Source organism: Rhizobium sp. SRDI943, assembly GCF_057653695.1.
The window spans coordinates 784,302-807,050 of record NZ_JBYGKN010000002.1 but is presented as its reverse complement, the minus strand read 5'-3'; the positions used below and the strand labels follow the sequence as shown (position 1 = coordinate 807,050).

The window sequence follows — 22,749 nt, the reverse complement described above, 5'->3', positions numbered from 1 at the left end:
CCGCGTCAAGTCTGAAAGTTGCACTTCATCAGTCACCCGGCATTGGAAATGCATTGCGCTTGGCTGCTAAACCGTCGGCGGGCTCCAACGCGGCTTTAACTCGACGGGCAACGCCATCCACGGCGGCCGGATATCGCTTTCGCTCGACGATCAAGCATGCGGAGGAACTTGGTGGCCGACCGCATTGCTGAGCGAAGTCCCGCTTACGCTGGAACTAGCGGAGTGGCGGGCCAATCACCTTCGATAGGAACGGAGCCTTTTCGCGCGCATGGCGCGAACAAGCTCTTATACTTGGACGGCTGCGACCGAAGATATTGGTTCGGTGCGGTGACCTGCCCGCCAAGTTCCGCCGCTGCATGCCATGGCCAGCGCGGATCGTAGAGTATATCGCACGGGCGAGAGCGACGAGATCGGCGTCGCCCGTCGCAACAATAGTTTCCGCCTGCGTTGGCTCTGTTATAAGCCCAACCGCCACGACAGGAATGTTGACGGCAGCTTTGATAGTCCGTGCGAGCGGTACCTGGTAACTCGGGCTTATCGGAATGGACTGCGCGGGTGAAAGACCGCCACTTGATACGTGGATTGCATCGCACCCCTTGCCTTCCATCGCCTGGGCAAAGGCGACCGACTGTTCGATATCCAGACCTCCGTCCACTCAATCGGTCGCGGAGACCCTCATCGTTACCGCGCGATCACCAGGAAAAGAAGCTCGGACGGGTCGCCGTGAGCATTCGGCTCGATCCACAAGTGGTCGATGCTTTCACGGCCAAAGACGAAGGCTGGCAAAGCCGGATAAATGAGACACTGCGGAAGGCGGTAGGGCTATAGCACTCCGCGGCTCCGTTTGTCATTGCCCCGCAAATGCAGACTTTTAGTTTAAAACTGCTCGCGCAATGCTCTGTTGCGCGTCTCCCGCTCAGCGCCCCGCCACCCCTGGGTGCCCCTCGCCTTACTTGGAGGCGCGTGCCAGTGAGCGGGCGATATCGACGATGTCATCGCGCGAGGCGGTCGGGTCGTCCTTGCTCCAGGCAACACCAAGCCCGATCCGGAAATCGATGCCCCTCACCGCCTTCAGCTCGAAGGCGCGGTTCGGCAGGCCCTCGGTCCATTCCGGCGCAAAGCCGATGCCAAGCCCGGCCGAGACCAGCGACACCAGCGAATAGGTGTCGTCGCAGCTATAGGCGATGTTGCGGGTCAGGTCATATTCCTCGAACTTCTCGTTGAAGTACCGCTCGGTGTAGGAGAGGTTCTTGCGATTGAAGGCGATGATCTTCTCCCCGCGCAGATCGTCGATACCAATCTCCGCCTGCTCCGCCAGTGGGTTGCTCCTCGCCACCGCCAGCAGATAGCGCTCATGGGCGATCGAGGAGAAGCGCAAGGAGCCGATGCTTTCCACCGGCCGGATGAAGCCGAGATTGATCTGGCCGTTCTCCAGGCCGCGGATGATGTCGCCGGTATTGCCGCTTGATATATGGATGCGGATATCCGGATACTTGCGGGCGATCTTTGCCAGAAACGCCGGCAGCACGCCGGTGGTGGCCGGATAGACGGTGCCGATCCTGATCTGCCTTATCGTCTTGCCGGCCACCGCCCTGGTGATCTCGGCAGACAGATCGACTTCGCTGAGGATCCCGACGCAGCGCTCGTGGAAGATCTCCCCTGCCCTGGTCAGTTCCACCCGTCTGGTCGAGCGGATGAACAGCGCGCAGCCAAGTTCGCGCTCCAGCGCCTGCACATGATTGGACAACGCCGGCTGGGCGATGCGCACCTTGGCGGCCGCCCGGCCGAAATGCAGTTCCTCGGCCACCGCGACGAAGTAGGAGAGCTGGCGTAGTTCCATGTGGAGAGCTCCCCTATCTCACAACCGTGTATGGACTTCACCCAGCGTGACGCCAGACAAAGTTCTGCTATTGTCGGAATCAGCCATGATCCGAGCTCCTGACAGCTTAGGTTGTGGTCAGGCCGTGTTCGGTGGCTCAAACACCGGATGCGGCTGATATGAACCAAAATATTGCACATGAACTAAAAAGTTTCAATGAGAAATCGAAAATAATGAGCGAATTAACCGGGGCTCAGATTCGGGCGGCGAGGGCTCTACTACGATGGACAGCTGAAGATCTTGCAGAGTCGGCCAGCGTAGGGTTGTCGACGATACGGCGTGCTGAAGCGGAGGACGGTCCGCCATCGATCACAGCTGCAAATTCGAAATTAATCCGAATGACACTGGAAAACGCCGGGATTCAGTTCATCACCAGGAACGGTGGGGGAGTGGGCGTTAGGTTTAAAGATCCGAACTGAGAGGAAGCAGAGTGGTTGAAATGCGCCGCACTCGAAATGTGGCATACCTAAGAGGGTGTCGTGGGTTGAATCCCACCCTCTCCGCCATTGCTCATAATGCATTTTTTCAACGATTTGCTTAATCGCCGCGATTGCACCCGTCACTCGGGAGCGGTGATCCGTGCCTAGGAACGACAAGGTGGGATAGAACCTCGGCGTGCGGGTTCACTGCCTTGCACTCACTGGCGTTATCTCGCTAGTTCGGCAGGTAAAATTTGAAGACCGATTTTGAACGGGCAAGCAGATGAGAGTCGCCGTCGCATGGACAGCCTGACACCAGAAGAACGCAGTTTACGAATGGGATTGGTGCGTGGCCGGGACACCAAGCCGGAAATGGTCGTCCGACGCCTCCTCCATCGGATGGGATATCGATATCGCTTGCATGGCAAGGGATTGCCCGGAAAGCCCGATATTGTCTTTGGAAAACGTCGCAAGGTCATTTTCATTCATGGCTGCTTTTGGCATCGTCACGACGATCCCACCTGCCGCCTCGCGCGACTGCCGAAGTCGCGGTTGGAGTTTTGGGAACCGAAATTCGAGGCGACCGTGGCGCGAGATGCCAGGGCGGAAGCCAATCTTCAGGGCCGGGGTTGGCAGGTTTTAGTTGTCTGGGAATGTGAATTGCGGAATAGTGAACCATTAGAGAACAAACTAAGGCAATTCCTGGAGGGATAATGCGGGCAATCGAACTTTTCGCCGGCGCGGGCGGCCTAGGCATGGGGGTGAGCCGCGCTGGTTTCACCCCGCAAGCCGTCGTTGAATGGGATCGCTGGTGCTGCGACACGATCCGCGAGAATCGCGAGAAAGGGATCGCTTCTCTCGCAAGCTGGCCCATGCCGATCGAGGGCGACGTCCGTAGCGTCGACTTCCGCGGGTTCGAGGGCAAGCTTGATCTTGTGACTGGCGGTCCGCCATGTCAGCCGTTTTCCCTGGGGGGAAAGCACCAGGCTCACGCCGATCGCCGCGATATGTGGCCAGAGGCCGTCCGCGCGGTCCGGGAGACCCGGCCGCGCGCCTTCATCTTCGAGAATGTCAAGGGCCTAACCCGCGAGAGTTTCGCGACCTACGTCTCTCACATCGTGCTGCAAATGACCTACCCGGACATTGTCGCGAAATCCGAGGAGGGCTGGGAAGGTCACCTTCAGCGGCTAGAGCGCCACCATACCAGCCGCCGGCGGGTCGCCGGGCTAGAATACCGCGTCGTGTATCGCGTGCTCAACGCCGCCAACCATGGTGTGCCGCAGCGCCGGGAGCGCGTCGTCTTCGTGGGCTTCCGGTCGGACCTTGATATCAAGTGGGCATTTCCCGCGGAAACTCATTCCCTGGACGCCCTTCTGTGGGACCAGGTTCACGGTGATTATTGGGATCGGCATCGAGTTCGAAAGGCCGATCGGGATATAGGGGACCGCTATCGTCAACGCGTGGCGCGATTGGGTCGGGAGCCGGATACCCTGCCGTGGCGGACCACGCGCGACGCGATCGCCGACCTGCCGGATCCGGAGCGCGAGCCAAAGCAATCCATGACCTACCTCAATCACCGTTTCCAGCCCGGAGCCAGATCATATCCGGGGCATACGGGCAGTCCGCTCGACGAGCCGGCGAAGACGCTCAAGGCGGGCGTCCATGGCGTGCCTGGTGGCGAAAACATGCTGCTGCGTCCCGATGGCAGCGTCCGATATTTCACCGTGCGCGAAAGCGCGCGGCTTCAAACTTTCCCCGACGACTTCCGTTTGCATGGATCATGGTCCGAGGCCATGCGTCAGCTTGGTAATGCCGTGCCGGTTGAGCTAGCGCATGTCGTGGCGTCGAGCGTAAACGCGCATTTGCAGTTCAAGGCTTCCGGAATCGCCGCATGACAGGTTATGTCGAATTTGAGTTCGATCTTCCTGGAGCCCTGCTTGTTCGACTGATCGAAGTTTTGGACGGCTTGGGTGCCGTGCCCTTGAACACCACCAACCTCGCCGCCATTCCGGAAGAACAAGGCGTTTATCAGCTTTTTCTGGACGATCAGCTTGTTTACATCGGCAAAACCGATGCCGACGCCGGCCTTCACAAGCGCCTGTCGCGCCATGCGCGCAAGGTGATGCATCGCGTCGGCCTCGACCCTGCTCGTGTAAGCTTTAAGGCGGTGCGCGTGTTCGTGTTTACCGCCGTGGATCTGGAATCTGACCTGATCCGTCATTACGGCGGCGTCAAGGCTATTGATTGGAATGGTAGTGGCTTCGGATCGAACGATCCGGGCCGCGAGCGAGACACAACCAGGGTCGATCCAAGGAACTTCGACGCAAAGTTCCCAATCGACATCGATAGGGAGATGGCGTTCGCCATCGATCAGAATGAGACCGCGGCGAGCGCGCTCGCACGGCTGAAGGATGCCCTGCCTTACACTTTCCGATATCAAGGAAAGGGCGGTGGGAGCCGAAAACCCCATATGGACCTAGCATCCGTGTCCCTCCCCGCCAAGGGCGGGCCGATGACACCACGAGAGGCGATCAAAAGCATCGTGAGCCACCTGCCCGGCGGGTGGCAAGCCACGGCCTTGCCCGGCTACATTATTCTTTACAAGGAAGAGCGGGAATACCCCCAGGCGGAAGTAATCATTTCACGATAGTGTTTATGGCGGCCAGGGGAGGAGTTTGTCGCCCAATGCTCGGCTCCCGCGTCGGAGCCTGCGAATACCGCGTTTGCATTTTGTTGTCGATGCGAGCCGTCATCGATGAAGCGGGTTGCCATTAAGAACTGGACGCAGAGCACGTCACCAGCATTCTCACACCAAGGGAATGGCGATCAAGGAAAACATCCGACTCATCAGGTCTCTCTCTGAAAGCCTAAAAGCTCTCCGTCGAGAACGTTGATTGAGAAAATTGCGCGACTTCAGGCAAAACTCAATCGGTATGACGGAAATCGGTCGAAGAAGCGCACTGAGGTCGCGCGAGGCGGGCTGACGCCTTAAACACCGTTCCCTCCAGACTGGGCGGACAAGGCGAACGCAAGTAGCGGCGATGAGCACAATGGCTGTAGAGCAAAAAGGGCGCTCGACCCTTGCGGGGAGCGCCCTTATCCTGTCGGACACGAGCAGCTCGACGACGTCGATACCACGCGCATCCATTTTTCAGGCAGGACGGGTATATGGACCCTTTCCTCCGAGGTTTCAAGAGGCGGTTCGGCGGTTCCACACGATAATCGACCGCGGTCGATCAGGAGGCGACACCAGTGATCGGATTGACCACGGGTCGTTCGCTTTTGTCCCTGACCCCAGCCGGCTGCACCACCGGCGGCGCCATCGATTCCGCGTCGGCCGGCTCCGGTTTCTCGGGAACGGCCCCGACATCCTTGGGTCGCCGCTGCTCGGGCTTTACGTTTTGATCATTCGTCGACATTGTCTGTCTCCTTTCCAGGAGGAAGTCACGACCATCGACATGGTTCCGGTGATGGGATGGAGGATTACTGATGCTTGACAGGTTTTTGCTGCTGGGGCCCGAGGACGCGCGCTTCACGATCCTTCTCGCGCATGGCGCCGGCGCGCCGATGGATTCGGCATCGATGACATCAGCGGCAAATGCGCTCGCCGGCGTCGGCTTCCGTGTCGCCCGTTTCGAATTCGCCTACATGGCGGCCCGCCGTACCTCGGAAGGTCGTAAACCACCGCCGCGGGCCGAAACACTCAATCCCGAATACGAGGGGGCGATTGCCGAGCTCGGCGCTAGCGGCCCGCTGATCATCGGCGGCAAGTCGATGGGTGGCCGGGTCGCCAGCATGGTGGCCGACGATCTCCATCGTCGAGGAAAGATCGCCGGCCTGCTCTGCCTCGGCTATCCCTTCCATCCGCCCGGCCAGCCTAGGAAGCTGCGCACCGGCCATCTTAGGAGACTGACGACGCCGGCGCTGATCTGCCAGGGAACCCGCGACGAATTCGGTACGCGGGATGAAGTGCCGGGCTACGATCTGTCCGATAGGATCGAGATCCTCTGGCTCGAGGATGGCGACCACGATCTCAAGCCGCGCAAGACGATCTCCGGCTTCTCCACTGCCGACCACCTCGCCACGATGGCGAAGGCGGTGAAGGCATGGGCCGAGCGTCTCCCAGTCTAGGCGTTGCCTCTTGGTCGCCGCCTACTTGCAAGCTTCCTCACATCGATGCGCCGGTCGGTGGCGGAGACCGTGATTTCGAAGTGGTCGACCTGCACCACGTCGCGAATATTGCGCGGCCGGTGAGCGACAATGTTGACGCCGCCTCTCAGCCGGACACTGTCATAGAGGATACCGGCGCCGCCCCTCGAGCGCACCTCTTCTCCCAGCACTTGCGAGGCCGCATAGCTGGTGCCGTCATAGACATCGGGCCTTAGCGTCTGCTCTCCGCGAATATCGAGGTAATCACCAGCTAGATTGGCCGAATAGCTTCGATAGATGCGCGCCATCGTGGTAACTCCGCGCGCGACGGCCTCGCGCCTCAGGTGATGGCCGACCTCCGCGGCGGCTGCTTTCAGATTGTCGGCGGCATACCAGGCGCCGAGATCCGGGCCATTGAAGCGCATTCCGCCGGATGCGACATGCAGGAACGCCGCCATCACTATACTGGAGTTGGGTGTGCCATAAACCCACTCTGCCTCGGGAAGCCGCCGGATGCGGTCGGCGACAAGACGGTCGTTGGTCCAGCCGACCAACTCCATCACGGCTTCGAGATCGGCCGCCCTCGTCACCGTCTCAAAAAGTCCGATCGGCGGAAATTGCGACGGAATCAGCCGGAACGACGGACGCGGCGCCTCGCCAAAACGATCTCTCACCGGAAGACGATGTCCGCATCTTCGTAAGGCGTGAACGCGTCGTCGAGGATATTTGGCTGCATGTAGAGACCACCTCGCGCGCCATCGAGAAACCGACGGACGGTCATCAACCCGTCCTGGGTCCCGTTGGTCACGATATCAAGCGGCGGGCGGCCGCCGAATACCGGCGCATGATGTAGTGCGCGCAGCCAGGCGACGCCGGCGCGTTCATCGGAAAACAGCACGCCGAGCGCCTGATGGATGCCGAGCACGGCCGAGATCCGGGTCAGCGTATCGACATCGAGCGTGAAGGAGCCGTGCTCGCGCGCCTGCTTGGCCCAATTATGGTAAGTCGAGCGCGAGGGGTAACCCAGCACGAGCAGACGCTGCTCCTCGGTCAGCCCCCAGAGATCGGCGATCGCCAGAAAGGTCCGCAGTGCCGGGGCGCTCAGCCTCTTGCGGTTGACCGGAGCGAACCGCTCCGGTTCCAACCGCTGTTCTTCCCCGCCCTCTCGTTGCACCCTTGGCGCATGCCGCATGATAAGTCTCCTGTCTTGAACTAGACTTAGTCCAGATCTGGTCTTTTTTCAAGCGCATCTGATCAAACGCCCCTGCTGATGGCTCCGATGGCTCGTATAGTCCAAGCAGCAGCCCGTGGCGGAATATAAGTTGGCAAATCACCACGCCTTTTCCCCCAAAACGTCTTTGGCAAACCGTAGCGCCAATGTTACCTCTTCCTTATTCCCGCCCGACGCGAATCAAAGGACAGCAAATGAGGGTCGACTTCGGAAAGATCGCGTTGCGTTTTTTGGGTATGGCATCATTGGCAGCGGCAGCCGCCATCTCGGTCGCGGGCTCGGCGACTGCCGGCGAGCAGATATTCGATGAACTGCGCTTCGGCGTCTCGGCCTCGGTACAATCGGGCCATTCCAGGGAAGACGGCGTCTTTCCGGAGATTACCGCTCTCTTCGATCCCTTCGGCTACGATACGGCGGTCGGCTGGCAGCAACAGCTGCTGCATCCTCGTGTGCATCTCGGCACCTCGATCGGCACGTCAGGCGAGGCCAACCAGTTCTTCACCGGATTCACCTGGACGGTCGATTTCAACGAGAAGCTTTTTGCCGAAGCCGGCTTCGGCGGCGTCATTCACACCGGCGAGCTCGACGGCGATGATGACGGTCCGGAACTCGGCTGTCGCGTCCTTTTCCACGAATATCTGGGCGCCGGCTACCGTTTCAACCCGCACTGGAATGTCATGGCCCAGGTCGCCCATTCATCGCACGCCAATCTCTGCGGCGGGCCGAACGACGGCATGACGCGCGCCGGTTTGCAGGTCGGCTACAAGTTCTAAGCACAGCTGCTTTTCCCGAGCTGAGTAGTTGCCAGCCCGCAGTTGATGGCGAGCATTTTCCTGCCGCGCGCCTTCCCGACAAAGGCTAAAGAGCGGAACCCGCGCTCGGGGCTTTCGAGAGCTGATGACCATGCAGGCCATCCCGATCGAGCCGGACCTCATCGCACGCCATGGCCTGAAAGCCGGACGAGTACCAAGTTATTGCGGTCGCGAACCGACCTTCCAGAGCCTGGTATCTTCTCGCCCTGTGGAACGATCGTCCGGCGTCATTCACCATGACGGCTCGGACGCATTGTTTTGCAGCATGCGCTTTATTCACCCAGACCGAAAGCGTCACGACGAATTTCGCCGTCGCGTCCGTTGCGCGCCGGCCCAGATCCTTATTCTGATCCTCCATCGATCCGACCTTCGCTGCTTCAGGCCACCTCGCCTGCCGCCTCCCGGATCGTCTGCATCAGGATCGATTGCGGCAGAGAGGGCACCGCATCGGCGCGCATCGTCAAGCCGACCGGCCCCTTGGTCTCGCCGGTATCGATCGGCAGAAGCGCCAGCCGCCCGTCGGTGACATCGCCGGCAACGACGCCGTTGGAAATGATCCAGATCGCGTTACTTGCCCTGAGGAATGCGCGGCCGAAGGAATCCGACACCGTCTCGATCTGGTTCGGCAGGCTGGAGACGCCGTTGGCGATCAAGAAATTTTCGACCACCGGCCGGATGATCGAACCCCGCGTCGGCATCAGCACCGTATAGTTGCCGAAGCCGGCGAACGGCGATTGCCGGCCGTCGAGCAGCGGATGGCCGGCGCGCACGGCAAACACCACCTGCTCGGAATAAAGATGCTCGAAGGAAAAGCCCGCCATATTCTCGGCGCCGGCCAGACGTCCGACGACGAGGTCGAGATCACCGACGCGGAGCTGTTCAAGGAGCACGGCGTTCTCGCCGGTGACGATCTTCACCCGGCTCCAGGTCTTTTCCTTGAGGAAGAGTTCCATCGCCCGCGGCATGATGCGCGATGACACCGTCGGCAGCGCGCCGATCCGGATCGGCGGCGCATCGGAAAACTGCTCCTGCGAGACGGAATCGAGACCCTGGCGCAGCGCCGTCAGCGCCGCACCAGCGTGGCGCAGGAAGACCTCGCCGTAGCGGGTGATCTTGATGCCGCGGCCATCGCGTTCGAAGACATCGACACCCAGCACCTGTTCCAGTTCGCGGATCGTCTTGGTGACCGCCGGCTGGCTGACATGCAGCAGTTCGGCGGCCTTCATGACGCTCTTCTGCCGCGCCACCTCGACAAAGGTTTGCAGATGGCGGAACTTGACCCGGCTGTCGATCATCGCTCGCATAACTCCAGGGTTATCGAAACGCCAATAAATATCATTTTACTTAACCGGATCAACCAGTCAATTTCACCATTCAGGAGGAGAGTGACGTGCAATTCGCCCGCATAAACGACGTGACGATCCATTATCAGATCATTGGTGCTCCTGCCGATAGGCCGGTAATCGTCTTTGCCAATTCGCTGGGCACGGATTTCCGCATCTGGCGTGATGTCGTGGTTCAGCTTGCCGGTGAATTCGCCATCGTGCTTTACGACAAGCGCGGCCACGGCCTTTCCGATGTCGGCCAGCTTCCCTCATCAATCGAGGACCATGCGACGGATCTCGCCGGACTTCTCGATCTGCTATCAGTCAAGGATGCCGTCATCTGCGGCCTCTCCGTTGGCGGTCTCATCGCCCAGTCGCTCTATCACCGCCGGCCGGACCTGGTTCGTGCGCTCATCCTCTGCGACACCGCCCACAAGATCGGCACGGCGGAGAGCTGGAACGCCCGCATCGCCGCCGTCGAGCAAAACGGCATCGCCAGCATCGTCGACGCGGTCATGGAGCGTTGGTTCACGCCCGCCTTCCGCCGGCCCGAGAGTACCGCCTATGCCGGCTATTGCAACATGCTGACGCGCCAGCCAGTCGAAGGCTATCTCGCCGCCTGCGCCGCGATCCGCGATGCCGACTTCACCGAGGTCGCAAAGACGATCACCGTGCCGACGATCTGCATCGTCGGCGACCAGGATGGGTCGACGCCGCCCGATCTCGTGCTTTCGACCGCCAAGTTGATATCGGGTAGCCGCTACGAGATCATCCCCGATTGCGCGCACATTCCCTGCGTCGAGCAGCCGGAGGCACTGACGGCGATCATCCGCGCCTTCCTCACATCCATTCCGCCCGGAGAAGTCAGCCCATGAATGAAACCGCGTCCACTTCCGAGCGCTATCGCCAGGGCATGGCGACCCGCCGCGCCGTGCTCGGCGACGCCCATGTCGACCGCGCCGCCACTACATCGACGGAGTTCGACCGTCCCTTCCAGGAGCTGATCACCGAAGCCGCCTGGGGCCATGTCTGGTCGCGCCCGGCGCTGACGAAGCGCGAGCGCTCGATCGTCACGATCGCTCTGCTCGCGGCTCTCGGCCAGGACGACGAAGTCGCCATGCATGTGCGTGCCACCGCCAATACCGGGGCGACCCGCGAGGATATCTGCGAGGCGCTGCTGCATGTGGCGATCTATGCCGGCGTTCCCGCCGCCAATCACGCGATCAAGATCGCAAAGCAGGCTTTTGAACAGATGGACGCGGAAAAGGCGGCCTGAGGGAGGAACATGTCCGAACGACCGAACCGCAAGCCCGAGACCGGCGGCTTCTTCGCCCGCGACCGCGCCTGGCATGCGCCGGCGCTGACGCCTGGCTACAAGACCTCGGTGCTACGTGCGCCGCAGCGCGCGCTGCTGTCGCTCGACGGCACGATTTCCGAGACCACCGGCCCGGTCTTCGGCCATTCGATGATCGGCGAACTCGACAACGACCTGATCCTGAACTACGCGCAGCCCGGCGAAAGCGCGATCGGCGAGCGCATCATCGTCCATGGCCGCGTGCTTGACGAGCGCGCCAGGCCGGTTGCAGGCGCCTTGGTCGAGTTCTGGCAGGCCAATGCAGGCGGCCGCTATCGCCACAAGAAGGAAACCTATCTGGCGGCGATCGACCCGAATTTCGGGGGCTGCGGCCGCGCCATCACCGACGAGGATGGCCGTTATCACTTCCGCACCGTCCGCCCCGGCGCCTATCCCTGGCCGAACGGCATCAACGATTGGCGTCCCGCCCATATCCATTTCTCGATCTTCGGCCATGGCTTTGCCCAGCGCCTGATCACCCAGATGTATTTCGAAGGCGATCCGATGATCTGGAAATGTCCGATCGTCGGCACCATCCCCGACAAGGCAGCGATCGAGCAGTTGATCGCGCCGCTCGACTGGGGCAACACCATCCCGATGGATTCACGCGCCTATAAATTCGATATCGTCCTGCGCGGCCGCCGCTCGACGATGTTCGAAAACAGACCGGAGGGCAACTGACCATGCAGCAGCTCGGCTATCTCAAGGAAACCCCGTCGCAGACGGCGGGCCCCTATGTCCATATCGGCCTGACGCCGAATTTCTGCGACATATCCGGCGTCTACGACAGCGATCTCGGCATCGCGATGGTCAACGACAAGACGCTCGGCGAACGCATCACCGTCACCGGCCGGATCTTCGATGGTGCTGGCGCGCTGGTGCGCGATGCGGTCATCGAGATCTGGCAGGCCGACAGTGCCGGCCTCTACAACAGCCCGTCGGAAATGCGCGGTGCTGCCGATCCCAATTTCACCGGCTGGGGCCGCTGCCCGACCCGCGCCGAGGACGGCGTCTACAGATTCGAGACGATCAAGCCCGGCCGCGTTCCGTTCAAGGACGGTCGCAGACAAGCCCCGCACATCACCTTCTGGATCGTCGCCCGCGGCATTAATATCGGCCTGCACACGCGCATGTATTTCCCGGAAGAGACGGAGGCCAATGCCGCCGACCCACTGCTTTCGCGCATCGAACATCGCGAGCGCGTCGCAACGATGATCGCCACCCGCGATGGCGCAACCTGTCATTTCGACATCCATCTGCAGGGTCCGAAGGAGACGGTGTTTCTCGATATCTGAGGGCGGCCGCGCAAGTCGCTTGTTCACAGGGCTTCGTGCAAGTAGCCTCCTGCTCACCCTACCCTCTCCCCGTGGCGGGGGACGTGCCACGAGATCACCTGCCCATAAAGCGCGGACGCCGCCTCGAGTCTCTTCTCCCCGGTGGGGAGAAGGTGGCGGCAGCCGGATGACGGGCCGCCACCACAAACCGAGACGCTCATGACCGCATCGCCCTTCGACCACCCCTTCCTTTCCGGCCTGCTCGGCGACGACGAAATCACGCCCTATTTCTCCGCCGAGGCGGATATCCGGGCCATGCTCTCCTTCGAGGCCGCGCTCGCCAAGGCTGAAGCCGCTCATGGCCTCATTCCCACCGAAGCCGCAAGGCGCATCACTGACAGCTGTGCCGCCTTCTCGCCCGATATGTCCGGTCTTCGATCGGCAACGGCAAGGGACGGTGTCGTCGTTCCCGACCTCGTCAAGCAGCTGCGCGCTGACGTCGGCGAGGAAGCGGCCAAGAGCCTGCATCTCGGCGCGACCAGCCAGGACGTCATCGATACCAGCCTGATGATCCGCCTGAAGGCCGTCGTCTTCCTGTTTGCCGGCCGGCTTTCCACCATTGCCGCGGGGCTCGATGCGCTGGACGGCCAGTTCGGCCGGAACCAGCTGATGGGTCATACCCGCATGCAGGCGGCGATCCCGATCACCGTATCCGATCGCCTCAACGCGTGGCGCGCACCGCTGGCGACCTATCGCGACCGCCTGACCGAGCAGGGTTTTCCCGTCCAGTTCGGTGGTGCGGCCGGCACGCTGGACAACTTCGGATCGCAGGCTGCCGCCATCCGTGCCTCTCTCGCCCAGGAACTCGGCCTCACCGATGCACCCCAATGGCAGAGCGGGCGTCTGCCGATCGCCGATATTGCCGGCCTGTTCGCGTCGATATCGGGCAGTCTCGGCAAGATAGGCCAGGATATCGCGCTTCTTGCACAGGCCGGCGATGAAATCGAAATCTCAGGCGGCGGCACTTCGTCGGCGATGGCGCACAAGCAAAACCCCGTTTCCGCCGAGGTCCTTATCTCGCTCGCCCGCTTCAACGCCACTCTCCTATCGGGCATCCACCAGTCCCTCATCCACGAACAGGAACGCTCGGGTGCTGCCTGGACGCTCGAATGGCTACTGCTGCCGCAAATGGCGATGGCAACCGCCGCCAGCCTGCGTCTGGCCAAGGAGCTCACGGGAAATATCAAGAGGCTTGGAACGGCCTAGCTCAGAACCTGAAGTCCGTGCTTCTGCACGATCGAGAGCAGCTTCAACGCCATCCCGCTTGGCCTTTTGGCGCCGCTTTCCCACTTCTGCACGGTGGATTCGCTGGTATTCAGATATCGGGCGAAAACCGGCTGGCTGACGCGATTGCTTTCCCGCAATGCCTTGATGGCCTCGGGACCAAGCGCGTGCGGCGAAACCAGACAGCTTTCATCGAAGGACCGCATCGTTTCCTTGTCGATCGTTCCTATTTTATGCATAGCCTCCGCGGACGTGTGAATCGCCTCAAACGCATCGCTCTTGTACTGAATGCTTTTTGCCATGTTCGATCTCCAGACGCCGCCCAGATCATCGGCCTTGCCTTCCGCAACCTGCCTGATAGCTTTCAATAATTCGGAATCCGATATCCGCGCTTTGCGAGCTGCCTTGATAATCCAGCCGGTTTTGAAAGCCGTTCCGCCGTGCCTCTAAGTAGCACCTGGTGCTATGTTCTTCAAGTTGACCTCCTACGATGAGAGCAGCCTCGTGACCTTTCCCCTCTTCGACCTCTCCGGCCGCCGCGCCCTCGTCACCGGCTCCAGCCAGGGCATCGGCCGCGCATTGGCGGTCGGGCTTGCCGAGCATGGCGCTTCGATCATCATCAACGGCCGCAACGCGCAGAAGGCCGAGGCCGCCGCTGAAGATATCCGTCGCAGCCATCGCCATGCCGTCAGCGCCGCCTTCGACGTCACCGATGCGGAGGCCAGCCGAACCGCCATCGCCTATATCGAGGCGGAGATCGGCCCGATCGACATCCTCATCAACAATGCCGGCATGCAATTCCGCGCACCGCTGGAGAACTTCCCGGTCGACAAATGGGACGAGATCTTCAAGACCAACGTCTCCAGCCTGTTCTATGTCAGTCAGCCGGCCGCCCAGGCGATGATATCGCGCGGCCGCGGCAAGATCATCAACATCGCTTCCGTCCAGGCCGAACTCGCCCGTCCCGGCATCGCGCCCTATACCGCGACCAAGGGCGCGGTGAAGAACCTGACGCGCGGCATGGCGACCGATTGGGCGAAACACGGCCTCCAGGTCAATGCGATCGCGCCCGGCTATTTCCGCACGCCGCTCAACCAGGCGCTTGTCGACGATCCCAAGTTTTCTGGCTGGCTGGAAACCCGCACGCCGGCCGGCCGCTGGGGCGAGGTCAAGGAGCTTGTCGGCGCCGCCGTCTTCCTCGCCTCGGATGCCTCCTCCTTCGTCAACGGACACATGCTGACCGTCGATGGCGGCATCACCGTCTCGCTCTAGAACAGGCTGTCGTCCGAAAACCGCTCACACCTGGCATCGTGCTGAATTCGCATCATCCGAGTTTGGCGATCGCCCGCAGATTGTCGGCCGTCGTCGTCGGGAATTCGAAGAATTCGAGATAGGCGGGGATCTGTTCGAACAACATGTCCGTCCCAACCTGAAATGCACAGCCGCGCGCCCGCACGGCCTCGAGAAAAGGGGTTATCTCCTTGGTCATCACGACTTCGCCGACGAAGGTCGAGGGCGAGATGCGGTCGATATCGATCGGCAGCGGGTCACCGCGCCGCATGCCGAGAGGTGTCGCGTTGACGACGATGTCAAAACCTTCAGGATCGGCGGAGCCGACTGTCACCTCAAGCTGCGGATAATATTTCCTCAGCCTGTCCAGCAGCGCGGTCGCGGTCGCCTCATTGGCGTCGAAGATCGCCAGATGCTCCACGCCCGCCTGCGCCAAGGACGCCGCGATTGCCGAGCCGACGCCGCCGGCGCCTGCGATGAGCGCGCGCGCTCCTTCAACCTTTTTACCCTTGCGCAAGACGCCCCGAACGAAGCCCTCGCCATCGAACATGTCACCGACCAGCCTGCCGTCCGAACCGAGACGCACTGCATTGCACGAACCGGCGACTTTGGCGTTGGTCGACGTTTCGTCGAGCAGCGCCATCGTCGAAATCTTGTGCGGCATGGTGATCAGAGCGCCGTGGATATTGGATAGTCGGAACAGAAGTTTCAAAAATACTGGATAGTCCGCCGGCCTGCAGCCCATCGGCACGACGACGGCATCAATTCCGTTCTTCTGAAAGTAAGGATTGTAGATCAGCGGGGCCTTGAAGGACTCCGTCGGATAGCCGAGGTGCGCGATGAGTTTGGTCGTCCCGGTGATCATGTGGTCAGACTTTCTGGGGATCGGAAGAGGCGCTGGCGTTGGAGAGGTGGATCATCTGTCCCGCGCCCGCCGATCTCTTGATCGCCTCGACGACCCTGAGCGTGGCAAGGCCCTCGCGGCCACTCACCAGAGGCGGGGCATCGCCACGAATGACCTCGCAAAAATGTCTGAGCTGAACGCAAAGGGGATCGGCAGCTGCGTAGGGCACGCGCGCCTCGGCGAGCGGCTCCAGCCAATCGGGCCTCGAAAGGCTTGTCCACAGCGTCAGATCTGGAATTCCGAGAGAACCCTTGGTGCCGCCGATCTGGTAGCAGAATTGATCGTAATGGGGAAAAGCGGGGTTTTCGCCGGTGGTCGTCTCCCAGCTCCAGGGCGCGGCCACGGCATCACTACCGTTAAGGGTGGCAAGCACTCCGTTTGCGAAACGCAGCGTGACGACGGCCGTATCCTCGACGGCATGGTTCCGTACGGCACGCGATTCCATCGCATGGACGGCTTCGACCTCGCCGAAGAGATATCGGAAGAGATCGACATCGTGGATCAGGTTGACGAAGACCGGGCCGGCGCCTGCTTCGCGCCGCCAGGGGATGTCGAAATAGTCGTCGGGCTTGGCGACCCAGAACGTGCCGTGCACCGTGATGATCCGGCCAAGCCTTCCGCCGTCGACGATTTGCTTGACCTCCTGGATCATCGGATTGTGGCGCCTGTGATGGCCAATCAGAAGCGGTATGCCCGCCTTCTCGCCGGCGGCAACCAGTCCTGCGGCAGCATCGACATCGTCGGCGATCGGTTTCTCGATCAGGACAGGGATGCCCGCAGCGACGATCTCCATTCCATGCTGGACGTGGAGCTGGTTCGGCGTTGCGACGATCACGCCGTCAGGCCTGTCTTCGACGCGGATGTCTAAGAAGCTTTGGTACCATCGCGCGCCGACAGTCTCGGCAAAGTCGCGACCGGCGGCAGAAGGATCGATCACCGCCGAGAGAACGGTTCCGGGCTCGGACACGACGCGCTCGATGTGGCGCCTGCCGATCAGGCCGGCTCCCATGACTGCAATCTCCAGCGGCTTCATTGCCGGCTCCTGGAATCTGCCAGAGGTATATTTGTTTGACGCATCGACCTTGAGCCCCTTATTTCCGCAGGATCTCTCCGAGGAATTTCCTGGTTCGCTCATGCTGTGGGTTTGTGAAGAACTCGGCCGGCGGGGCTTCCTCGACGATCGCGCCGCTGGCCATGAAGATCACGCGATCGGCGACCTGGCGGGCAAAGCCCATTTCGTGGGTGACGCAGATCATCGTCATGCCCTCATCGGCCAGCCCGATCATCGTATCCAGCACCTCCTTGACCATCTCCGGGTCAAGCGCCGAGGTCGGCTCATCGAACAGCATCACTTTCGGCCGCATGCAAAGCGCGCGGGCGATGGCGACGCGCTGCTGCTGGCCACCCGAAAGCTGCACCGGATATTTGTCGGCCTGCTCCAGGATCTTGACCCGCTCGAGCAGCCCGCGTGCCCGTTCCTCGGCCTCCGCCCTACTGATGCCGGCTGCCTTCATCGGCGCCAGCATGCAGTTCTGCAGCACGGTCATATGCGGAAACAGATTGAACTGCTGGAAGACCATGCCGACCTCGCGACGGATCGCGTCGATGGTCTTGGCCTGATTGCCGAGAAGAATCCCGCCGACGCGGATTTCACCTTTCTCGTAGGTCTCGAGATGGTTGATGCAGCGAATGAGCGTCGACTTGCCGCTGCCGGAGGGCCCGCACAGGACGATCCTCTCGCCGCTGCGAACCGATATGTTGATGTCGCGCAGGGCTTGAAAAGCGCCATACCACTTCTCCACCCGCTCCATGGTGATCATGGTTTCCGCGCCTTGAGCGGGACTGGGACTGGTCATCGGTAGAACTCCATATTGGCGGGCTGGACCGCATCGAAGACGAGGGATGCGGATCAGCGCGCGGAGGCGGCGAACCTTCGTTCGAGGCGAGCACCAAGAATCGTCAGTGGGCAGCACATCAGGAAATAGAGAATGCCGACGACGCCGAAGACCGTCAGCGGTTGGAAGATCTGGTTGGAGATGATGTTGCCGGCCCGCGTCAGCTCGGTGAAGCCGACGATCGACGCAAGCGAGGTGCCCTTGATCAGTTGCACCAGGAAGCCGATCGTGGCTGGCAGCGAAATGCGCAGCGCCTGCGGCAGGATGACATCCTTCATGCGCGAGATGTATCTGAGGCTGAGAGCCTTTGCCGCTTCCGTCTGGCCGCGCGGAACCGCTTCGATCGATCCGCGCCAGATCTCGCCGAGATAGGCACTGGCATGCAGCGTCAGTCCGATGGCGACGGCCACCCAGGAATCGAGCATCAGCCCCACCAGCGCCAGGCCGTAATAGACGACGAAAAGCTGCATCAGCAGCGGGGTTCCCTGGAAGACGGCGATATAGCCGGCCGTCAGACGTTCCAGCAGCGGGATGCCCGAGGCGCGCGCAAGAGCGACGCCGAGCCCTGCAATGCCGCCGCAGACAAAGCCGACGGCCGACAGGAGCACGGTCCATTTCAGGCCGATCAGGAGGAAGACGAATTCTTCTTGACCCATGGAATTCCTCCTACTTGACCGGATATTTGAAGTAGCGCGCCGAAAACAGCGCGAAGATGCGCATCATCAGCCAGGAGATCACGAAATAGAAAACCGTGACGGTGAAGTAGACCTCGAAGCTGCGGAAGCTCTCCGATTCGATGCGCTGCGAAACGGACGTCAGCTCGTAGGCCGAGATCGCCGACGCGATGCTGGTGGTCAGCGTCAACAGGACGAACTGGCTGGTCAAGGACGGATAGATCGCCCGCAGTGCCGGCTTGAGGATGATCAGCCGGAAAACCTTGGCCTTGTGCAGACCAAGCGCCAGACCCGCTTCCATCTGACCCTTCGGGATCGACTGGACGCCGCCGCGGATGATCTCGATTGCGTAGGCGCCGCCGTTGATGCCAAGCGCGATAATCGCCGTTGGCGTCGGATCCAGTCTGATGCCCGTCAGCGGAAGCGCGAAGTAGATGAAGAAGATCTGCACCAGAAACGGCGTGTTGCGGATCAATTCGACGAAGGCGATGACCAGCCATCGTGCTGGCTTCAGGGCAGAGTCGCGCAGCGCAACACCGCCAATTCCGATGACGATCGCCAGCAGCATCCCACAAATGGCAAGCAGGAATGTCCCAAGGCAGCCGAGCAGAAGGTTCGGCAGGCCATCTATGACCGGGGTGAAATCCAACTTATAATTCATGGCGATCCTTCCGGTCCGTCTTCCTGAAAATTCAGTCCCGCTTGACCATTCCAGCCATCGCCTGGATAGCCAGTTCGTAGCCATCGGCCCCAAAGCCGATCATGATCGCCGTGGCAACGCGCGAGATCAGCGAATTGTGGTAGATGCTCTCGCGCGCATGGACATTGGAGATGTGCAGTTCGATCTTCGGCGGATCGAACATTTTCAAGGCATCGAGAAGAGCGATCGATGTGAAGGTATAACCGGCAGGATTGATGATGATGCCACAAGCATCGGTCCGGGCCTGGTGCACGCTCTCAACCAGTTCGCCCTCGAAATTGGTCTGCCGAAACTCGACGTCGAACCCCAAAGACTTTGCCTTGGCGACGCATCGTTTGTTGATGTCGGCCAGCGTCGTGGTCCCGTAGATTGCCGGCTCGCGCTGACCGAGAAGATTGAGATTCGGCCCATTGAGCACAAAAATTGGCTTGTTCATGATCGCGCTCCCGGACGCGGGCCGAAGCCGGTCTCGAAACATGATGGTAGCGTTGGTGGGCATCCCCAGGGATGCCCACCTCCTCGACTAAACGCTCGATTTATGAGCTTTCACTTCGCCGCGAACGGAATGCCTTCCAGCGTTTCCGGGAATTCCGGAACCGGAACCTTCATCCACTTGTCGTAGACGGCCTTGAGCTCGCCGTTGGCCTTGATCTTGTCGATGAAGGTGTTCAGCGCCGCATTGATTTCCTTTTCGCCGAGACGCGTGCAAGCACCGTTATAGAGCTTCTGGAATTCAAGCTTGTTTTCGAATTCGCCCGGACGGGCCTTCTCCAGCCGGTCCATGTAGAAGATGTTGCCGCCAAGCGTCTCGACCTGGCCGGACACCAGCGCCTGGACGCTTGCGGCGTCTCCGTCATAGCGGCGGATGGTGGTGCTCGGCGGCGCGTTCTTGGTGACCTGCGTGTCCTGAGCAGCTCCCTTGGCGACGCCGACCGTGAACTTGGCCATGTCGGCATTGGTTTTGATCTCAGCCTTTTTCGGACCGATCAGGACGATGGCATTGGCAACATAGGGCTTGCTGAACTGCACGGCTTTTGCGCGATCCGGCAACATCGCCATCGTTGCGAACAGAACGTCGACTCGGCCGGCCGTCAGTGCCGGAATGCGGTTGTTGACTTCAAGCGGCACGAACTCGACGGAAACGCCGAGTTCCTTGGCAAACAGCGTTGCGATGTCGGCGTCGAGGCCGTCCTGCTTGCCGCCGCTGGTCACAAAGCCCCAAGGCGGATTGTCGCCCTGAATTCCGACGATGATCTTGCCACGAGCCTTGATTTCATCGGGCGTGACGGCGGCGGCCGGCTGCGCCAGGGTGACGGCTGCCACGAGGGCGGCGGCTCCGAGCATCGCGTTTCGACGCGTTAGCATAGACTTGAACATGTAATTTCTCCTCCTTGGAACGGTCCATGGACCGGACAGCCAACCTCACCTTTTGACTGTGAGAGGAATGATTGCCAGAGACGGACGCGCAAATCAACAGAGTTTTTCAAAATCATATGAGAATTTATAATAAGACACGCTATTTGAATTCCTCACGACATTTGCCATAATAGTAGCGAGCGGTTTTCTGGAACGCATCATCGTGTTCGGCGCTCGTTTTATCTCGCACCGATATCGGAAGGGCTTTGACATGAGGACCTCGATTGCGACTGTAACGATCAGCGGCGAACTTCCCGAGAAGCTCGAGGCGATCGCCCGAGCGGGCTTCGACGGCGTCGAGATCTTCGAAAATGATTTCCTCGCCTTCGACGGAAGCCCGGCTGATGTCGGAAAACTCGTCCGCGATCATGGCCTGGAGATCACCCTGTTTCAGCCGTTTCGTGATTTCGAGGGCATGCCGGAGCCGCTGCGAAGCCGAACGTTTGATCGTGCGGAACGGAAGTTCGACGTGATGCAGCAGCTCGGAACGGATCTGGTGCTGGTCTGCTCCAACGTCTCGCCGGCAGCCATCGGCGGCATCGACCGGGCGGCGGCGGACTTTCACGAACTCGGCGAGCGTGCCGCCCGGCGGGGACTGAGGGTGGGCTACGAGGCGCTTGCCTGGGGCCGCCATATCAGCGACCACCGCGACGCCTGGGAGATCGTCCGTCGCGCCGATCATCCGAATATCGGTCTTATCCTCGACAGCTTCCACACTTTGTCGCGCAAGATCGACGTCAATTCGATCCGCTCAATTCCCAAAGAGAAAATCTTCATCGTCCAGCTTGCCGACGCCCCGCTGATCGATATGGACCTGCTTTATTGGAGCCGCCACTTCCGAAACATGCCAGGGGAAGGCGATCTTCCCGTCACGGCGTTTACCGAAGCCGTCGCGGCAACAGGTTATGATGGCTATTTCTCCCTGGAGATCTTCAACGACCAGTTTCGAGGCGGTCTGTCGCGGGCGATTGCCGCCGATGGCCACCGCTCGCTGATCTATCTTGGCGATCAGGTCCGACGCCATCTCGGCATCGCCAGCATGACCGGAGCGGCGATGCCGGAAAGGCCCTCCGTCAAGGGCGTCGGTTTCGTCGAGTTTGCCACGGACGAGGAAGACGAGGTCGAGCTGGTTGCATTGCTGCGCACCCTCGGCTTCAAAAGGACGGCAATCCACCGCACGAAGAAAGTCTCTTTTTTCGAGCAGGGCGAGATCCGCATCCTCGTCAATGTTGATCAGGCAGGATTCGCGAACGCCGCTTACGCCGTTCACGGCACTTTTGCCTATGCCATGGCGCTGGTCGTCGACGATGCCGCAAAGGCCTATGAGCGCGCGCTCGCCTTGGATGCCGAGCCATTCACCCAGCCTGTCGCAGACGGTGAACTCGAGCTGCCTGCCATTCGGGGTGTTGGGGGCGGGATCGTCTATCTCATCGACGACAAGAGCGCATTGGGTCGCTTCTCCGAAATCGACTTTCAGCCGGTCACCGACGATACCGACGCGCCGTCTGCAGGGCTGTTGCGCATTGATCACGTCGCCCAGACGGTCGGTTACGATGAAATGCTCACCTGGCTTCTGTTTTACACGTCGATTTTCGAGACGCGGAAGACCCCAATGGTCGATATCATCGATCCGGCCGGAGTGGTGCGCAGCCAAGTCGTCGAGAACGACACCGGGGCGCTGCGCATTACCATGAACGGCGCCGAGAATCGCCGCACTCTGGCGGGCCATTTCATTGCTGAAAAATTCGGGGCCGGCATCCAGCACCTGGCGTTTTTGACCGACGACATCTTTGCAACCGCAGAAAGCCTTCGTGTTTGCGGTTTCAGATCGCTGCACATTTCGCCGAACTACTACGACGACGTCGAAGCACGCTTCGGCCTCGATCCGGCCCTGACCGAGCGGTTGAAGGCGGAAAACATCCTCTATGACCGCGACGAGCATGGCGAATATTTCCAGCTCTATAGCGGAACCTATGGAGAGGGGTTCTTCTTCGAGATCGTCGAGCGCCGCGGCTACCGCGGCTACGGCGCCCCGAACGCGATTTTCCGGATCGCCGCCCTGAAGAAACACATGCGTCCGGAAGGAATTCCGAAAGACGCCTTTTGAGCCATGGTTAGGGGCGGCTCAGCTTTTCATGAAAGC

Annotated in this window: 27 protein-coding genes and 1 pseudogene; 14 read left to right on the top strand and 14 right to left on the bottom strand. The window is 60.8% G+C overall.

Annotated elements, in window-relative coordinates:
- Positions 1–203: 203 nt before the first annotated feature.
- A pseudogene (locus tag AC245Y_RS27900) lies at positions 204–715 on the bottom strand (oxidoreductase); the annotation flags it as partial.
- A gap of 8 nt (positions 716–723) precedes the next feature.
- Between AC245Y_RS27900 and AC245Y_RS27895 the strand changes: the two are divergent.
- On the top strand, positions 724–828 hold the full coding sequence (locus AC245Y_RS27895; RefSeq protein WP_348625840.1) for a BrnA antitoxin family protein: 105 nt from the start codon (positions 724–726) through the stop codon (positions 826–828).
- Between the two features lie 121 nt (positions 829–949).
- On the opposite strand, the gene AC245Y_RS27890 is transcribed toward AC245Y_RS27895, so the two are convergent.
- Entirely contained in the window at positions 950–1,840 is an 891-nt protein-coding gene (locus tag AC245Y_RS27890; RefSeq protein ID WP_017996772.1) for a LysR family transcriptional regulator, read from the bottom strand.
- A gap of 212 nt (positions 1,841–2,052) precedes the next feature.
- Between AC245Y_RS27890 and AC245Y_RS27885 the strand changes: the two genes are divergently transcribed.
- The 4 genes from AC245Y_RS27885 (at position 2,053) to AC245Y_RS27870 (ending at position 4,948) form a co-directional block, all read left to right on the top strand.
- Complete coding sequence (locus tag AC245Y_RS27885) at positions 2,053–2,298, top strand: helix-turn-helix domain-containing protein (protein WP_003553687.1); 246 nt, start codon at positions 2,053–2,055, stop codon at positions 2,296–2,298.
- 300 nt (positions 2,299–2,598) lie between these two features.
- Positions 2,599–3,012 (top strand): very short patch repair endonuclease, encoded by a 414-nt coding sequence (locus AC245Y_RS27880; protein ID WP_017996773.1) that lies wholly within the window; start codon positions 2,599–2,601, stop codon positions 3,010–3,012.
- The gene (locus AC245Y_RS27875; RefSeq protein WP_017996774.1) at positions 3,012–4,193 is read left to right on the top strand and encodes a DNA cytosine methyltransferase; all 1,182 of its coding nucleotides are present in this window, start codon (positions 3,012–3,014) and stop codon (positions 4,191–4,193) included. Before AC245Y_RS27880 ends, AC245Y_RS27875 begins: the two co-directional genes overlap by 1 nt.
- Positions 4,190–4,948, top strand: coding sequence for a GIY-YIG nuclease family protein (locus AC245Y_RS27870; RefSeq protein WP_017996775.1), 759 nt, complete (start codon positions 4,190–4,192; stop codon positions 4,946–4,948). Before AC245Y_RS27875 ends, AC245Y_RS27870 begins: the two co-directional genes overlap by 4 nt.
- A gap of 586 nt (positions 4,949–5,534) precedes the next feature.
- On the opposite strand, the gene AC245Y_RS27865 is transcribed toward AC245Y_RS27870, so the two are convergent.
- Positions 5,535–5,717 carry a hypothetical protein gene (locus tag AC245Y_RS27865; protein ID WP_003548476.1) on the bottom strand — a complete coding sequence of 61 codons (183 nt, stop codon included), beginning with the start codon at positions 5,715–5,717 and terminating at the stop codon, positions 5,535–5,537.
- 70 nt (positions 5,718–5,787) lie between these two features.
- On the opposite strand from AC245Y_RS27865, the gene AC245Y_RS27860 reads away from it, so the two are divergent.
- Complete coding sequence (locus AC245Y_RS27860) at positions 5,788–6,429, top strand: alpha/beta hydrolase family protein (RefSeq protein WP_017996777.1); 642 nt, start codon at positions 5,788–5,790, stop codon at positions 6,427–6,429.
- Here AC245Y_RS27860 and AC245Y_RS27855 read toward each other — a convergent pair.
- Together AC245Y_RS27855 and AC245Y_RS27850 are read right to left on the bottom strand one after the other, a co-directional pair.
- Positions 6,426–7,121, bottom strand: a complete 696-nt coding sequence (locus AC245Y_RS27855; RefSeq protein ID WP_017996778.1) for an RES family NAD+ phosphorylase — start codon at positions 7,119–7,121, stop codon at positions 6,426–6,428. The genes AC245Y_RS27860 and AC245Y_RS27855 overlap by 4 nt on opposite strands.
- Entirely contained in the window at positions 7,118–7,639 is a 522-nt protein-coding gene (locus tag AC245Y_RS27850) for an MbcA/ParS/Xre antitoxin family protein (RefSeq protein WP_020487124.1), read from the bottom strand. Before AC245Y_RS27850 ends, AC245Y_RS27855 begins: the two co-directional genes overlap by 4 nt.
- A 233-nt stretch (positions 7,640–7,872) precedes the next feature.
- On the opposite strand from AC245Y_RS27850, the gene AC245Y_RS27845 reads away from it, so the two are divergent.
- Positions 7,873–8,451 (top strand): acyloxyacyl hydrolase, encoded by a 579-nt coding sequence (locus AC245Y_RS27845; protein WP_017996780.1) that lies wholly within the window; start codon positions 7,873–7,875, stop codon positions 8,449–8,451.
- A gap of 416 nt (positions 8,452–8,867) precedes the next feature.
- Here the strand turns inward: AC245Y_RS27845 and pcaQ are convergent, their stop codons facing one another.
- Positions 8,868–9,785 carry a pca operon transcription factor PcaQ gene (pcaQ, locus tag AC245Y_RS27840; RefSeq protein WP_017996782.1) on the bottom strand — a complete coding sequence of 306 codons (918 nt, stop codon included), beginning with the start codon at positions 9,783–9,785 and terminating at the stop codon, positions 8,868–8,870.
- A gap of 95 nt (positions 9,786–9,880) precedes the next feature.
- On the opposite strand from pcaQ, the gene pcaD reads away from it, so the two are divergent.
- The 5 genes from pcaD to AC245Y_RS27815 all read left to right on the top strand — a co-directional run bounded on the left by pcaD (position 9,881) and on the right by AC245Y_RS27815 (position 13,709).
- Positions 9,881–10,690, top strand: coding sequence for a 3-oxoadipate enol-lactonase (gene pcaD, locus AC245Y_RS27835; protein WP_017996783.1), 810 nt, complete (start codon positions 9,881–9,883; stop codon positions 10,688–10,690).
- On the top strand, positions 10,687–11,091 hold the full coding sequence (pcaC, locus tag AC245Y_RS27830; RefSeq protein WP_017996784.1) for a 4-carboxymuconolactone decarboxylase: 405 nt from the start codon (positions 10,687–10,689) through the stop codon (positions 11,089–11,091). Before pcaD ends, pcaC begins: the two co-directional genes overlap by 4 nt.
- 9 nt (positions 11,092–11,100) lie before the next feature.
- Positions 11,101–11,850, top strand: a complete 750-nt coding sequence (gene pcaH / locus AC245Y_RS27825) for a protocatechuate 3,4-dioxygenase subunit beta (RefSeq protein ID WP_003553667.1) — start codon at positions 11,101–11,103, stop codon at positions 11,848–11,850.
- Positions 11,851–11,852: 2 nt separating this feature from the next.
- Positions 11,853–12,464, top strand: a complete 612-nt coding sequence (gene pcaG, locus AC245Y_RS27820) for a protocatechuate 3,4-dioxygenase subunit alpha (protein WP_017996785.1) — start codon at positions 11,853–11,855, stop codon at positions 12,462–12,464.
- 198 nt (positions 12,465–12,662) lie between these two features.
- Positions 12,663–13,709 (top strand): 3-carboxy-cis,cis-muconate cycloisomerase, encoded by a 1,047-nt coding sequence (locus AC245Y_RS27815; protein ID WP_017996786.1) that lies wholly within the window; start codon positions 12,663–12,665, stop codon positions 13,707–13,709.
- Here the strand turns inward: AC245Y_RS27815 and AC245Y_RS27810 are convergent.
- Positions 13,706–14,095, bottom strand: coding sequence for a helix-turn-helix domain-containing protein (locus AC245Y_RS27810; protein WP_017996787.1), 390 nt, complete (start codon positions 14,093–14,095; stop codon positions 13,706–13,708). The two genes, AC245Y_RS27815 and AC245Y_RS27810, sit on opposite strands and share 4 nt — an antisense overlap.
- 136 nt (positions 14,096–14,231) lie before the next feature.
- On the opposite strand from AC245Y_RS27810, the gene AC245Y_RS27805 reads away from it, so the two are divergent.
- Positions 14,232–14,999 carry an SDR family oxidoreductase gene (locus AC245Y_RS27805; protein ID WP_026157656.1) on the top strand — a complete coding sequence of 256 codons (768 nt, stop codon included), beginning with the start codon at positions 14,232–14,234 and terminating at the stop codon, positions 14,997–14,999.
- 52 nt (positions 15,000–15,051) lie between these two features.
- On the opposite strand, the gene AC245Y_RS27800 is transcribed toward AC245Y_RS27805, so the two are convergent.
- The 7 genes from AC245Y_RS27800 to AC245Y_RS27770 all read right to left on the bottom strand — a co-directional run bounded on the left by AC245Y_RS27800 (position 15,052) and on the right by AC245Y_RS27770 (position 20,567).
- On the bottom strand, positions 15,052–15,882 hold the full coding sequence (locus AC245Y_RS27800) for a shikimate dehydrogenase family protein (protein WP_017996789.1): 831 nt from the start codon (positions 15,880–15,882) through the stop codon (positions 15,052–15,054).
- A gap of 4 nt (positions 15,883–15,886) precedes the next feature.
- Complete coding sequence (locus AC245Y_RS27795) at positions 15,887–16,954, bottom strand: Gfo/Idh/MocA family protein (RefSeq protein WP_017996790.1); 1,068 nt, start codon at positions 16,952–16,954, stop codon at positions 15,887–15,889.
- Between the two features lie 58 nt (positions 16,955–17,012).
- On the bottom strand, positions 17,013–17,777 hold the full coding sequence (locus tag AC245Y_RS27790; RefSeq protein ID WP_017996791.1) for an amino acid ABC transporter ATP-binding protein: 765 nt from the start codon (positions 17,775–17,777) through the stop codon (positions 17,013–17,015).
- A gap of 53 nt (positions 17,778–17,830) precedes the next feature.
- Positions 17,831–18,472 (bottom strand): amino acid ABC transporter permease, encoded by a 642-nt coding sequence (locus AC245Y_RS27785; RefSeq protein WP_003553651.1) that lies wholly within the window; start codon positions 18,470–18,472, stop codon positions 17,831–17,833.
- 10 nt (positions 18,473–18,482) lie between these two features.
- A complete protein-coding gene (locus tag AC245Y_RS27780) occupies positions 18,483–19,151 on the bottom strand; it encodes an amino acid ABC transporter permease (RefSeq protein ID WP_017996792.1) in 669 nt (222 codons plus the stop codon).
- 31 nt (positions 19,152–19,182) lie between these two features.
- Positions 19,183–19,626 carry a type II 3-dehydroquinate dehydratase gene (locus AC245Y_RS27775; protein WP_017996793.1) on the bottom strand — a complete coding sequence of 148 codons (444 nt, stop codon included), beginning with the start codon at positions 19,624–19,626 and terminating at the stop codon, positions 19,183–19,185.
- A gap of 110 nt (positions 19,627–19,736) precedes the next feature.
- Positions 19,737–20,567 (bottom strand): transporter substrate-binding domain-containing protein, encoded by an 831-nt coding sequence (locus tag AC245Y_RS27770; RefSeq protein ID WP_017996795.1) that lies wholly within the window; start codon positions 20,565–20,567, stop codon positions 19,737–19,739.
- Between the two features lie 250 nt (positions 20,568–20,817).
- Here AC245Y_RS27770 and AC245Y_RS27765 point away from each other — a divergent pair, with 250 nt between their 5' ends.
- Entirely contained in the window at positions 20,818–22,713 is a 1,896-nt protein-coding gene (locus AC245Y_RS27765) for a bifunctional sugar phosphate isomerase/epimerase/4-hydroxyphenylpyruvate dioxygenase family protein (protein WP_017996796.1), read from the top strand.
- Positions 22,714–22,749 lie beyond the last annotated feature (36 nt).

Bases quoted from the DNA above. Each gene is read 5' to 3' on its own strand.
- pcaG (WP_017996785.1), top strand. From the start codon at position 11,853: ATGCAGCAGCTCGGCTATCTCAAGGAAACCCCGTCGCAGACGGCGGGC.
- AC245Y_RS27890 (WP_017996772.1), bottom strand. From the start codon at position 1,840: ATGGAACTACGCCAGCTCTCCTACTTCGTCGCGGTGGCCGAGGAACTG.
- AC245Y_RS27795 (WP_017996790.1), bottom strand. From the start codon at position 16,954: ATGAAGCCGCTGGAGATTGCAGTCATGGGAGCCGGCCTGATCGGCAGG.
- pcaH (WP_003553667.1), top strand. From the start codon at position 11,101: ATGTCCGAACGACCGAACCGCAAGCCCGAGACCGGCGGCTTCTTCGCC.
- AC245Y_RS27815 (WP_017996786.1), top strand. From the start codon at position 12,663: ATGACCGCATCGCCCTTCGACCACCCCTTCCTTTCCGGCCTGCTCGGC.
- pcaC (WP_017996784.1), top strand. From the start codon at position 10,687: ATGAATGAAACCGCGTCCACTTCCGAGCGCTATCGCCAGGGCATGGCG.
- AC245Y_RS27865 (WP_003548476.1), bottom strand. From the start codon at position 5,717: ATGTCGACGAATGATCAAAACGTAAAGCCCGAGCAGCGGCGACCCAAG.
- AC245Y_RS27770 (WP_017996795.1), bottom strand. From the start codon at position 20,567: ATGTTCAAGTCTATGCTAACGCGTCGAAACGCGATGCTCGGAGCCGCC.
- AC245Y_RS27775 (WP_017996793.1), bottom strand. From the start codon at position 19,626: ATGAACAAGCCAATTTTTGTGCTCAATGGGCCGAATCTCAATCTTCTC.
- AC245Y_RS27880 (WP_017996773.1), top strand. From the start codon at position 2,599: ATGGACAGCCTGACACCAGAAGAACGCAGTTTACGAATGGGATTGGTG.
- AC245Y_RS27860 (WP_017996777.1), top strand. From the start codon at position 5,788: ATGCTTGACAGGTTTTTGCTGCTGGGGCCCGAGGACGCGCGCTTCACG.
- AC245Y_RS27885 (WP_003553687.1), top strand. From the start codon at position 2,053: ATGAGCGAATTAACCGGGGCTCAGATTCGGGCGGCGAGGGCTCTACTA.
- AC245Y_RS27785 (WP_003553651.1), bottom strand. From the start codon at position 18,472: ATGGGTCAAGAAGAATTCGTCTTCCTCCTGATCGGCCTGAAATGGACC.
- pcaQ (WP_017996782.1), bottom strand. From the start codon at position 9,785: ATGATCGACAGCCGGGTCAAGTTCCGCCATCTGCAAACCTTTGTCGAG.
- AC245Y_RS27870 (WP_017996775.1), top strand. From the start codon at position 4,190: ATGACAGGTTATGTCGAATTTGAGTTCGATCTTCCTGGAGCCCTGCTT.
- AC245Y_RS27845 (WP_017996780.1), top strand. From the start codon at position 7,873: ATGAGGGTCGACTTCGGAAAGATCGCGTTGCGTTTTTTGGGTATGGCA.
- AC245Y_RS27790 (WP_017996791.1), bottom strand. From the start codon at position 17,777: ATGACCAGTCCCAGTCCCGCTCAAGGCGCGGAAACCATGATCACCATG.
- AC245Y_RS27780 (WP_017996792.1), bottom strand. From the start codon at position 19,151: ATGAATTATAAGTTGGATTTCACCCCGGTCATAGATGGCCTGCCGAAC.
- AC245Y_RS27765 (WP_017996796.1), top strand. From the start codon at position 20,818: ATGAGGACCTCGATTGCGACTGTAACGATCAGCGGCGAACTTCCCGAG.
- AC245Y_RS27850 (WP_020487124.1), bottom strand. From the start codon at position 7,639: ATGCGGCATGCGCCAAGGGTGCAACGAGAGGGCGGGGAAGAACAGCGG.
- AC245Y_RS27875 (WP_017996774.1), top strand. From the start codon at position 3,012: ATGCGGGCAATCGAACTTTTCGCCGGCGCGGGCGGCCTAGGCATGGGG.
- AC245Y_RS27800 (WP_017996789.1), bottom strand. From the start codon at position 15,882: ATGATCACCGGGACGACCAAACTCATCGCGCACCTCGGCTATCCGACG.